General features: G+C 42.4%; 10 protein-coding genes and 1 other annotated feature (1 of these 11 only partly in view). All 10 genes read right to left on the bottom strand.

Annotated elements, in window-relative coordinates; genetic code table 11:
- Positions 1 to 125, bottom strand: a binding site (T-box leader) (it extends 145 nt beyond the left edge of the window).
- A gap of 44 nt (positions 126 to 169) precedes the next feature.
- Positions 170 to 1,636, bottom strand: coding sequence for a glutamate--tRNA ligase (gene gltX / locus H538_RS0113255; protein ID WP_026678017.1), 1,467 nt, complete (start codon positions 1,634 to 1,636; stop codon positions 170 to 172).
- Between the two features lie 37 nt (positions 1,637 to 1,673).
- A complete protein-coding gene (gene ispF / locus H538_RS0113250) occupies positions 1,674 to 2,150 on the bottom strand; it encodes a 2-C-methyl-D-erythritol 2,4-cyclodiphosphate synthase (protein WP_026678016.1) in 477 nt (158 codons plus the stop codon).
- A complete protein-coding gene (gene ispD / locus H538_RS0113245) occupies positions 2,150 to 2,839 on the bottom strand; it encodes a 2-C-methyl-D-erythritol 4-phosphate cytidylyltransferase (RefSeq protein ID WP_035350893.1) in 690 nt (229 codons plus the stop codon). Before ispD ends, ispF begins: the two co-directional genes overlap by 1 nt.
- Before the next feature lie 60 nt (positions 2,840 to 2,899).
- Complete coding sequence (locus tag H538_RS0113240; protein ID WP_026678014.1) at positions 2,900 to 3,991, bottom strand: PIN/TRAM domain-containing protein; 1,092 nt, start codon at positions 3,989 to 3,991, stop codon at positions 2,900 to 2,902.
- Between the two features lie 75 nt (positions 3,992 to 4,066).
- Positions 4,067 to 5,140, bottom strand: coding sequence for a DNA integrity scanning diadenylate cyclase DisA (gene disA, locus H538_RS0113235; protein WP_026678013.1), 1,074 nt, complete (start codon positions 5,138 to 5,140; stop codon positions 4,067 to 4,069).
- Positions 5,141 to 5,221: 81 nt separating this feature from the next.
- Complete coding sequence (radA, locus tag H538_RS0113230) at positions 5,222 to 6,586, bottom strand: DNA repair protein RadA (RefSeq protein WP_026678012.1); 1,365 nt, start codon at positions 6,584 to 6,586, stop codon at positions 5,222 to 5,224.
- A 173-nt stretch (positions 6,587 to 6,759) separates the two neighbouring features.
- Positions 6,760 to 9,192: an ATP-dependent protease ATP-binding subunit ClpC gene (gene clpC / locus H538_RS0113225; protein WP_026678011.1), complete on the bottom strand. Its 2,433-nt coding sequence runs from the start codon at positions 9,190 to 9,192 to the stop codon at positions 6,760 to 6,762.
- Positions 9,193 to 9,245: 53 nt separating this feature from the next.
- Positions 9,246 to 10,316, bottom strand: coding sequence for a protein-arginine kinase McsB (mcsB, locus tag H538_RS0113220; protein ID WP_026678010.1), 1,071 nt, complete (start codon positions 10,314 to 10,316; stop codon positions 9,246 to 9,248).
- A gap of 6 nt (positions 10,317 to 10,322) precedes the next feature.
- Positions 10,323 to 10,856, bottom strand: coding sequence for a protein-arginine kinase activator protein McsA (gene mcsA / locus H538_RS0113215; protein WP_026678009.1), 534 nt, complete (start codon positions 10,854 to 10,856; stop codon positions 10,323 to 10,325).
- 37 nt (positions 10,857 to 10,893) lie between these two features.
- Positions 10,894 to 11,361, bottom strand: coding sequence for a CtsR family transcriptional regulator (locus tag H538_RS0113210; protein WP_026678008.1), 468 nt, complete (start codon positions 11,359 to 11,361; stop codon positions 10,894 to 10,896).
- Positions 11,362 to 11,637: the final 276 nt, after the last annotated feature.

The following is an 11,637-nucleotide window of genomic DNA, read 5'->3' as shown; positions in this document are numbered from 1 at the left end:
TTCTATTTCGACAAAGGGCTCCGAGGTGCACTTCGACTTATTCTTTCTTAAACCACTTTCAGCCAATGATGGTTCTCTCTTTCAAGAAAGGCGATAAAGTCTACTCTCCTCTTCCTTGCTTTACATCCATTTTAATTTTCTTATACTATATTACAAATAAAGCAAAATGTTAACTAATTTCTTTTAAAACTTTTTCTAATCTAGCAATAACAACATCTTTCCCAAGCAATGATAAAGAGTCTGGAAGTTCAGGCCCGTGGGTTTGCCCTGTTGTTGCGACACGAATCGGCATGAATAAGTTTTTCCCTTTTTGACCCGTTTCTTTTTGTGTCGCTTTAATGAGCGCTTTTACATCGGCCGGCTCAAAGCTTTCACTTTCTTTTACGTGGTTTAAAAATGATTCCATTACTTGCGGGACCGTATCCCCTTTTAAAACGTTAAGTGCTTCCTCGTCATATTCAATCATTTCTTTAAAGAACATTTCCGATAGCTCAACGATTTCCGCTCCATAGCTCATTTGATCTTTGTAAAGGGCAACCAGCTTCGTGATCCAATCCCGTTCTTTTTCTGTTACATGTTCACTTACACGCCCCGCTTTAATAAGATGCGGCAGCGCAAGGTTCACAACCGTTTCTAAGTCTTGCTTTTTCATATATTGATTGTTCACCCATGTCAATTTCTGATTATCAAATACAGCTGGTGATTTGGATAAACGGGCCGGATCGAAAATCTCAATGAGCTCCTTCATGCTGAAAATCTCTTCTTCTCCTACCGGCGACCACCCTAACAGTGCAATAAAGTTAACCATCGCTTCCGGCAAGTAGCCTAATTGCTCATATTGCTCAATAAACTGGATCACCGATTCATCTCGCTTGCTTAGTTTCTTGCGATTTTCATTCAATATCAACGTCATATGGCCGAAAATTGGCGGCTCCCAGCCAAATGCATCATACACCATCAATTGTTTCGGCGTGTTGGAAATATGCTCATCACCACGAAGGACATGGGAAATCTTCATATCATGGTCATCAGCCGCAACGGCAAAGTTATAAGTCGGAATGCCATCTTTTTTTACAATGACAAAGTCGCCAATGTCATTGGACTCAAACGATACATTGCCTTTAACGATATCGTCAAATGCAAACGTTCGATCAGCGGGCACGGCAAAACGGATGCTTGGCCTGCGTCCTTCTTTTTCATAAGCTTCTTGCTCGTCCCTTGTCAAGTGACGGCATTTTCCGGAATAACGAGGAGTCTCCCCTTTTGCCATTTGCTCCTCGCGCGCTTGTTCCAATTCTTCTTCCGTACAGTAACATTTATAAGCAAGACCTCGCTCTAACAGGTCTTCATAAAGCTCTTTATAACGATCCAGTCGTTCCATTTGGCGATAAGGGCCATATTCCCCGCCGACATCAACACTTTCGTCCCATTCTATGCCTAACCATTTCAAATATTTGAATTGGCTTTCTTCTCCGCCTTCTTTATTGCGCTTCTGGTCCGTATCTTCAATTCGAACAATGAACTTCCCACCCATATGGCGCGCAAATAAATAATTAAACAACGCCGTTCTCGTATTTCCGATATGTAAATTCCCTGTTGGGCTCGGTGCATAGCGGACCCTTACTTCTTTCGACATTCTTTTTCACTCCAATAATCGTTTGTTTTATATTTTATTACGATCTTGTAATTAAAACAATAGCTTGAGCGGCAATACCTTCCCCACGGCCCGGAAATCCAAGTTTCTCGGTTGTTGTTGCCTTCACATTCACTTGATCGATTTCCACTTGAAAAATAGAGGCAATCACCTGACGCATTTGTTCAATGTATGGCGCCATTTTTGGTTGTTGCGCAATAATGGTACAGTCAACGTTGCCGAAAGAATATCCTTTCTCTTTCACAAGCTTCCATGCATCAAGAAGCAATTTTTTTGAATCCGCATCCTTAAACGCAATGTCTGTATCCGGAAAATGCTTGCCGATATCCCCGAGACCAGCCGCCCCTAGAAGGGCATCGGTAATGGCATGAAGCAATACGTCTGCATCCGAATGACCGAGTAAACCTTTTTCATACGGTATCGTCACACCGCCAATGATTAATGGACGATTGTCAGTTAATTGATGAACGTCAAACCCTTGTCCAACACGAATCATTATATTTTTCCCCTACTTTCTGAAAGTATCGCTTTTGCAATCACTAAATCCTCGACTGTCGTTAATTTAATGTTAAAGTAATCTCCTTCAACAATGGATACGGTCTGCCCATACCGCTCAACCAGGCTTGCGTCATCGGTGCCGATGTAATTTTCCTGGGCAGCCTGTTTGTGGGCGTCAAATACGATAGACAGACGAAAAGCTTGTGGTGTTTGGACAGCCCACAAGCTTGAGCGATCGATCGTTGTAACCACTTGATGATCCATCACTTTTTTTACTGTATCTTTAATGGGAACGGCGATAACTGCCGCTCCCGTCTTTTCCGTTAACTGAACCAATTGATGAATGCTATCTTGCCCGATAAAAGGGCGAGCCCCGTCATGAATGAGCACGATGGAGTCGTCTCCAGTTAAACGTTTCAAACCTTCAAACACGCTCTGTTGGCGTTCTTCGCCACCCGGGACAATCTGGGTGACTTTACAAAACTGATAGCTGGCTTTAAGATGCTCCAATTGATCAAGTTCGTTTGTATTGCCGACAAGTATAACTTCCCGGCACCATGGATCGTTTTCAAATACTTGTATCGTATGAGAAAGGATAGGCTTGCCCGCAAGCTCGATCCATAGTTTGTTTTTTCCCGCTTTCATTCGCTTCCCTTGCCCGGCGGCGGGAATGACTACGCTATACATTGACATTCAATATACCCCGCTATTTAGTAAAGTTGTCCACCTTTACATATTTAACAAATATTACAATGCTTTCTCAAGCAGCTTTGGCTTGGCGAATATCATTCTCCCTGCTGATGTCTGAAGGACACTTGTCACAAGGACATCAATTGTCTTTCCGATATAATTACGCCCTTCTTCAACGACGATCATCGTGCCGTCATCCAAATAGCCAACACCCTGGTTGTGCTCTTTTCCATCTTTAATGACTTGAACGACTAATTCTTCTCCAGGAAGTACAACGGGCTTTACTGCATTAGCCAGATCATTTATATTTAATACTAACACATTTTGAAGCTCGCAAACTTTATTTAAATTAAAATCGTTCGTCACGACGATACCGGATAAAAGCTGCGCGAGTTTCACTAGTTTGCTGTCGACTTCGGATACTTCCTCGAAATCTCCCTCATAGATTTCAACCTTAATAGATAGCTCCTTTTGAATCCGGTTTAAAATATCAAGCCCTCTTCTTCCGCGATTCCTTTTTAATACATCCGAGGAATCAGCGATATGCTGCAGCTCTTCCAATACAAACCGGGGAATAATAAGCGGACCTTCCAAAAACCCGGTCTGGCAAATATCCGCTATTCGTCCGTCAATGATAACGCTCGTATCAAGGATCTTGTATTTATTCCGTTTCTTTTCTTCTTCCGCTTCTTTTTTCCGTTCTTTTCCTGCGCGATTAAGCGAAAATAACGAGCCGAGTTCCTCTCGTTTCTTAAAACCGACCTGGAATCCAAGGTAACCTAATAAAAATGTAATAAAGAATGGCAAAACCGAACTCACAACTGGAATGCTTACATGATTTAATTGTATTGAACCAAAATAGGCAACAATAAGTCCAATAATTAATCCTAACGTTCCAAATAATACTTCCGCAACCGGGGCTTTAACAAGGGTTTCCTCTACCCAGCGAATCAATCCGACAATATAGTCAGAGATCCAAAATGTTAATAAAAAGAAAATAAGTGCACCAATGACAGCTCCGGCATATGCAGACGTTAATTGTGACGGCACATTCCCTATATTTAATATCCGGATAAGGTCAGGTACAAATAAAAAACCGAGCATGCCGCCGACAACAACGAAAAACAGTTGAACAAATCTTTTTAGCATGCGTTTTCACCTCCCCTAATCATTATTTACAGAATGCCGTATTTGAAAACATCAGATCATTATTTTCATAAAAATTTATATATGCCTGTCTACAAAAAGCTGTTCTTGAATTCTTTTTAGGCCATCCTTTATTTTTTTCGCACGGATTTCCCCGATTCCTTCCACTTCATCCAAATCTTTGATCGATGCCCGAAGAATATGAGGCAAATTTTCAAAAGTATCCGTTAAATTTTCAACGATCAATGAAGGCAATCTCGGGATTTTCGATAGAATCCGGTACCCTCTTGGGTAAATCGGCTCCTCCTGATGGCTTATCGACTGAGAATAACCAAGCAGTTTGGCAATGACATTTTCATCAAATAGTTCCTCACTTGAAATCTTTTTTAATTGGCGAAGAATATGATGGGGATCCTGCTTCTTATCTTTCATATAGTCTTTAATTAAAAGAACCGCCTCATCTTCAATCTCACCGACCAATTCTTCCATTTGCATGCGAATTAGCCGCCCTTCGACACCAAGTTCATTTACATATTTTATGATTTCATTTTTTATCCTTAGAACCATTTCAATGCGATGAATGACTTGAGAGACTTCCTGGAACGTCACAAGCTCCTCAAATTCAAGCGCGCCGAGATTCGTTACGCTCTGATCATAGACGACTTTATATTTTTCAAGTGTTTGGATGGCCTGATTGGCCTTCGTTAAAATAACGCCAATGTCTTTTAAAGAATATCGTATTAACCCTTGATATAATGTAATGACGTTACGCCTCTGGGAAATGGAAATGACCAGATTCCCCGTTTGCCTGGCTACCCGTTCAGCTGTCCGATGGCGAATACCCGTTTCACTTGAAGGAATCGACGTATCGGGCACAAGTTGTGTGTTTGCATATAAAATTCGACCTGCATCTTCATTTAAAATAATTGCACCGTCCATCTTCGCCAATTCATAAAGGGCTGCAGGAGAGTATTTGCAGTTAATGGAAAAACCGCCTTCTACAAGCTGCGTCACTTTATCATTATATCCAACAACAATTAGTCCACCCGTATTCGCACGAAGGACATTGTCTATTCCTTCCCGAAGCGGTGTTCCCGGCGCAACAAACTTAAGCATTTCGCTTATGATCGTTTCTTTTACCGTATGATCCATTGCTTAACCCTTCTTTCACTTCAGTGGCTGCAATTTAAGCCCCTTCGTTCTTTCGCTCAAATGAGATTAATGATTATCGGTCTAAAGCGCAAACTGCAGAGCTTCTTCTACAGTAGACACTCCGATTACTTTGATTCCTTTTGGTACTGTCCATCCACCAAGGTTTTTATCGGGGATAATGGCCCGCTCAAACCCCAATTTTGCCGCTTCATGGATCCGCTGTTCAATACGGGAAACGCGACGAACCTCCCCTGTTAACCCTACTTCACCTATTATACAATCCGTCGGGCGTGTGGGAACATCTCTAAAACTTGAAGCGACGCTTACCGCAATGGCTAAATCAATCGCGGGCTCATCCAAACGAACACCTCCAGCCACATTTAAATAGGCATCCTGGTTTTGCAGTAGCAGACCGACCCTTTTTTCAAGAACAGCCATAAGCAGCGAAACTCGATTGTGGTCTATCCCGGTTGCCATCCTTCTTGGATTTCCAAAGCTAGTCGGCGTGATTAAAGCTTGAATTTCAACAAGCATCGGTCTCGTTCCTTCCAACGAGGCAACAACCGTTGAACCTGCCATCCCTTTCGACCGTTCTTCAAGAAAGATTTCAGAAGGATTTAACACTTCGGTTAGACCCATTTCTTTCATTTCAAATACTCCGATTTCATTCGTTGACCCGAAACGGTTCTTTACCGCCCGTAAAATTCGAAACGTATGATGACGCTCCCCTTCAAAATAAAGGACGGCATCAACCATATGTTCTAAAAGCCGCGGACCGGCGATTGAACCTTCTTTCGTCACATGTCCGACAATAAAAATGGCGATTCCTTTCGTTTTCGCAATCCGCATAAAATGACCTGTACATTCCCTCACCTGCGAAACACTTCCTGGTGCGGATGTCACTTCAGAACGGTAAACGGTTTGGATAGAGTCGATGATGACGACCGCAGGCTGGAGTTCATCTACCGCCTTTTCGATTAACGCAAGGTCGGTTTCCGCAAGAACAAATAAATCTTCTACTGCAATATTTAAACGGTCGGCACGCAATTTCGTTTGCTTCACCGATTCCTCACCTGATATATAAAGGACTTTCAATTTTAAGTCGGCCAGTTGCGCTGATGTTTGCAGCAGAAGCGTTGATTTTCCAATCCCGGGGTCTCCTCCGACTAAAATTAAAGAACCCGGAACAATTCCACCGCCAAGCACACGGTTTAATTCTGAATAATGAGTATGAATGCGCGCTTCCGCCTCGCTTTTCACTTCAATGATGGATTGCGGCTTTTGAGCGGACTTCGTTTCAGAAGTCAATCCGCGAGTCGGTCCGGCAGGCTTTATTACTTCTTCGACCATTTTATTCCACTCGCCGCATCCGGGGCATCTGCCCATCCATTTAGGCGATTCGTATCCGCATTCCTGGCACATAAATATCGATTTCGCTTTGGCCATTTTTTCTCCTCTACTAATAATGATCTATACATTTCGTTTTTATATATCCTATTTATTTTATATTAACAAAAACCTAACAGCCCTTTCCAATTCGAGATAATAAAAATGCATAATAATTTTCTATTAAGATTCGACAAAAACCCGGAAGATACTCTCTTCCGGGTCTGGCCAGTTTATGAATTTACGCCAACAGCTTCAACAACAAAATCGTTATCCGTTACGTCTATTTTTACCGTCTGCCCTTTGGAAATCGTACCTTTTAGTAATTCTTCGGACAGGCGGTCTTCAATTTTACGTTGCAGTGCCCGGCGAAGCGGTCGTGCACCGTATTCCGGATCGTATCCTTCCTCTGTAATTTTATCAAGTGCAGCATCTGTGATTTCAATATCAATGCCCTGATCTTTTAGCCGTTTAGAGAGCGACTCGGACATTAGTGTAATAATTTTCTTTAAATGCTCTTTTTCAAGTGCATGGAAGACGATAATCTCGTCGATCCGGTTTAAAAACTCCGGTCTAAAGGAACGTTTTAGCTCATCCATCACTTTTGATTTCATGTCGTTATATTTTTGGTCTTCACTGTGAACCGTAAATCCGAGTGAACGATTGCGTTTGAGCGTGCTTGCGCCGACATTGGATGTCATAATAACAACAGTATTTCTAAAATCGACAGTTCTTCCTTTTGAATCCGTTAATCGGCCATCTTCAAGAACTTGAAGTAAAATATTGAACACTTCAGGGTGAGCTTTTTCAATTTCATCCAACAAGATAACCGAATAAGGCTTGCGGCGAACTTTTTCAGTCAATTGTCCGCCTTCTTCATGGCCGACATACCCCGGAGGCGAACCAACGAGACGAGATGTTGTATGTTTCTCCATGTACTCAGACATGTCAATACGAATAATTGCATCTTCATCCCCAAAGAGCGCTTCGGCTACAGCTCTTGCAAGCTCCGTTTTCCCTACGCCTGTTGGCCCGAGGAAAATGAAAGAACCGATCGGCCGTTTTGGATCTTTTAAGCCGGCCCGCGCCCTGCGAATGGCTTTGGAAATCGACTGTACGGCTTCTTCCTGGCCAATGACGCGGCTATGAAGAATTTCCTCTAATTTTAACAGACGTTCTGTTTCTTCCTCCGCCAGCTTCGACACCGGAACCCCCGTCCAGCTAGAAACGACCTGGGCAATGTCTTCTGGTGTTACTTCCGTATTTTCTTTACCCTGTTTTTCTTTCCATAAATTTTTGGTTTGTTCTACTTCTTCACGCAAACGCTGCTCCGTATCGCGCAGGGAAGCTGCTTTTTCAAACTCCTGGCTTTGAACGGCTGCATCTTTTTCTTTCCTGACCTCTTCAAGCTTTTGCTCTAATTCTTTTAAATTCGGCGGTGCCGTATACGAACGCAGCCTTACTTTTGATGCTGCTTCATCAATTAAATCAATCGCTTTATCCGGTAAGAAACGATCGGAAATGTAACGATCGGATAATGTAACCGCCGCTTCAATCGCTTCATCTGTAATTGTTACGCGATGGTGAGCTTCATAGCGGTCACGTAATCCTTCAAGAATTTGAATGCTTTCCTCTTTTGTCGGCTCATCCACCGTAATCGGCTGAAAGCGCCGTTCAAGCGCCGCATCTTTTTCAATATATTTACGGTATTCATCTAACGTCGTTGCACCGATACATTGCAGTTCCCCGCGGGCAAGGGCCGGTTTTAAAATATTCGAAGCATCGATAGCGCCTTCTGCCCCTCCTGCACCGATCAAAGTATGGAGTTCGTCGATGAATAAAATAATATTTCCGGCCTGGCGAATTTCGTCCATTACTTTTTTCAAACGATCCTCAAATTCGCCGCGGTATTTTGTTCCGGCAACAACTGTCCCCATGTCTAACGTCATAACCCGCTTGTCGCGAAGTGTTTCTGGCACTTCATTATTAATGATTTGTTGGGCGAGACCTTCGGCAATTGCCGTTTTCCCTACTCCAGGCTCCCCAATTAAAACCGGGTTATTTTTCGTCCGACGGCTTAACACTTCAATCACGCGTTGAATTTCTTTTGCCCGGCCGATGACAGGATCAAGGCTGCCATCCTTTGCAATTGCCGTTAAGTCTCGGGCGAGGCTGTCTAATGTCGGAGTGTTTGCACTTGCAGATGAACCCCGGTGTCCGGAAGAAGCTTCATTGCTTCCGAGAAGTTGAAGCACTTGCTGCCTGGCTTTGTTTAAGCTTACCCCAAGGTTATTCAATACACGGGCAGCGACCCCTTCTCCTTCACGGATCAATCCTAGTAGAATATGCTCGGTGCCAACATATGAATGGCCGAGTTTTCGCGCCTCATCCATTGATAACTCAATGACTTTTTTAGCACGTGGAGTGTAATGAATGGTTTGAACGTTTTCCTGCCCGCGTCCAATTAAAGCTTCTACTTCCTTTTGAATTTTCTCAGGCCCGAGGCCCAATACGTGCAATGCCTTAGCTGCAATCCCTTCCCCTTCGCGGATGAGACCAAGTAACACATGCTCGGTGCCAACATTGTTGTGGCCTAAACGAATGGCTTCTTCTTGCGCAAGCGCCAATACTTTTTGTGCTCGTTCAGTAAATCGCCCAAACATCATATTCAATCACTCTCCTAAGTTTTTAGTTACTTTCAAAATTGCGAACAAAAACGTTAAGCGTTGTTTTCTAATTTTAATCGTTCACGAATGAGGGCGGCCCTTTTTATGTCCCGCTCATCCGGATCGAGTGATTCACCCGAATATTGCTGCAAAAACCCGGGCTGTGTAAGTATCATAAGTTCATTTAAAATCGATTGCGACAATCCTTTTATGAGGCCTAAATCAATACCTAAACGAACATCGGACAAGCATTTGGCAGCTTCTTTTGACGAAATGATACGGCTATTGGCTAGAACTCCATAGGATCGAAAAATACGGTCTTCCAATTGAACTTTTAAGCTGTCATATAACGTCTTCCGGGCAACTCTTTCTTGCTGAATCAATTGCATGACAACACTGTGCAAATCCTCGATAATATCTTCTTCTGATTTTCCTAATGTCATCTGGTTAGAGATTTGAAAGATATTGCCTTGCGCTTCTGTTCCTTCCCCGTAAATGCCTCTCACCACTAACCCAAGTTGATTGATGGCCGGAATAATGCGGCTCATTTGCTTTGTTAATACAAGAGCGGGAAGATGCATCATGACGGAAGCCCGCAGGCCCGTACCGACATTGGTCGGACAACTTGTCAAGTAACCCCGGTGTTCATCAAAAGCATAATCGACCCTTTGTTCAATCCAATCATCAATTCCATTTGCAAGTGTTAATGCTTCCCTCAGTTGGAACCCGGGGAAAAGGCATTGAATGCGAATATGGTCTTCCTCGTTAATCATAATGCTTACCGATTCGTCATTATTTAATAAAACTGCCCCATACCGGGATTGTTCAGCCAAATGTGGGCTAATTAAATGTTTTTCTACAAATACTCTTTTTTCATTTGGCTTTAACGCATCCATGTATAACAATTCAAAATTCCCGATGGTGCTATACGTTTGATCTTTTATACCCTTTTCGATCGTTTGAATAACACTCTCTGCTTCATTTTTTGAAGCAAGTGTAGGAAAAATATAATCTTTTAAGTTTCGTGCTAAACGGATTCGGCTGCTTAAAACAATATCTGAATCCGGACCTTCTTTTTTCATCCAGGGACAAATGGCTTCACTTATAAAACGTTCAAGTGACATAGAGTATTACTCCCCCTTCCCTTTCTGAATACGTTTTTCTATGTTCCGAATTTGATCCCGAATTTCGGCCGCTTTTTCAAACTCTTCTTGCATCACATACTGTTGCATCTCTTGCTTCAAAGTTTCCAATCGCCTTTTTTCTTGAAGATGATTGCCGATTCGAAGTGGGATTTTGCCCGCATGCCTTGTATTTCCGCCATGAACCCGTTTTAATATTGGATCAAGTTTTGGATCAAATACATCATAACAGTTGCTGCAGCCAAAGCGCCCAACTTTGGCAAACTGGTAATACGTCATTCCGCATCGCTCACATTTAAGCGATGGCTGAATAAATTCTGAAGACGTATTGTCTGAAAAGTAAGGATCCCCATGAAGCAAACCGGATAATAATTGGTGGATAGAAAAAGTATTCGACCCCGGAATAAATTCTCCTTTTTCTTTTGCACAATGTTCACAGATATGAAACTCCATTTTTTTGCCGTTTAGAATTTTTGTAAAATGAAGTGTCGCGGGGCGTTCATGACATTCCTGACAATACATGATTTCTCCCTCCCTAATTAGTAAATGTGAACCGAACTTATCTGGTTCTATATTTTAATGTGTGGATCATCGCTTTTAAAAGTTCAGCCCTTAGCTGATCGCGTTTCGGAAGGTCGATCGTGAGCACAGAACGGTTTATCACGCTTAACATAATCCGTGCTTCCCTTTCAGAAATAACTTGTTCTTCGTGCAGCCTGACAATAACATTTTCGGCATTCGCTTGTGAAATATGATCTCCGATGAGAACAAGCAATTGGTCAATAAGATCGACATAATCCTCAGTTTGGACTTTCATTATTCGAATGTAACCGCCACCGCCTCTTTTGCTTTCAACTAAGAAGCCTTTCTCAACCGTAAATCTTGTATTAATGACATAATTAATTTGGGAAGGGACACATTGGAATTTTTCCGCAATATCGGTTCGTTTAATTTCTATCGCTCGTTCCTTTGCATTGGCTAAAATTTGTTTTAGATACTCTTCAATAATATCCGATATGTTTTTCATCCTCTCCCCCCTTCCGTTTAGCAGTAATCAAAGAATTTAACAGGAATGTTACTCGCAAATTGACTTTGACTATCTTTGACTTTGTACTTTTATTATATCGAGTGACCGGTTCTTTTTGCAACTTTCTAGCTAAACATTATTGCCGATTCCCTGCCCATTTAACCGCCAAAATACTTCAAATTCTTTAAAGAATACCTTAAACAATCAAGGTTTTTTCTTTTGGAACAACAAAAAGACTCCGCTGGAAAATCCAACGGAGTCTCAATTGGCCTGGCA

Origin of the sequence: Fictibacillus gelatini DSM 15865 (genome assembly GCF_000430745.1) — a bacterium.
Classification (GTDB): domain Bacteria; phylum Bacillota; class Bacilli; order Bacillales; family Fictibacillaceae; genus Fictibacillus_A; species Fictibacillus_A gelatini.
Note: the sequence above shows the minus strand (reverse complement) of the source record. Positions and strands in the feature narration are given on the sequence as shown.

Coding starts and splice junctions, on each gene's coding strand:
- gltX (WP_026678017.1), bottom strand. CDS start 1,636: ATGTCGAAAGAAGTAAGGGTCCGCTATGCACCGAGCCCAACAGGGAAT.
- radA (WP_026678012.1), bottom strand. CDS start 6,586: ATGGCCAAAGCGAAATCGATATTTATGTGCCAGGAATGCGGATACGAA.
- ispD (WP_035350893.1), bottom strand. CDS start 2,839: ATGTATAGCGTAGTCATTCCCGCCGCCGGGCAAGGGAAGCGAATGAAA.
- ispF (WP_026678016.1), bottom strand. CDS start 2,150: ATGATTCGTGTTGGACAAGGGTTTGACGTTCATCAATTAACTGACAAT.
- mcsB (WP_026678010.1), bottom strand. CDS start 10,316: ATGTCACTTGAACGTTTTATAAGTGAAGCCATTTGTCCCTGGATGAAA.
- mcsA (WP_026678009.1), bottom strand. CDS start 10,856: ATGTATTGTCAGGAATGTCATGAACGCCCCGCGACACTTCATTTTACA.
- disA (WP_026678013.1), bottom strand. CDS start 5,140: ATGGATCATACGGTAAAAGAAACGATCATAAGCGAAATGCTTAAGTTT.
- H538_RS0113240 (WP_026678014.1), bottom strand. CDS start 3,991: ATGCTAAAAAGATTTGTTCAACTGTTTTTCGTTGTTGTCGGCGGCATG.
- clpC (WP_026678011.1), bottom strand. CDS start 9,192: ATGATGTTTGGGCGATTTACTGAACGAGCACAAAAAGTATTGGCGCTT.
- H538_RS0113210 (WP_026678008.1), bottom strand. CDS start 11,361: ATGAAAAACATATCGGATATTATTGAAGAGTATCTAAAACAAATTTTA.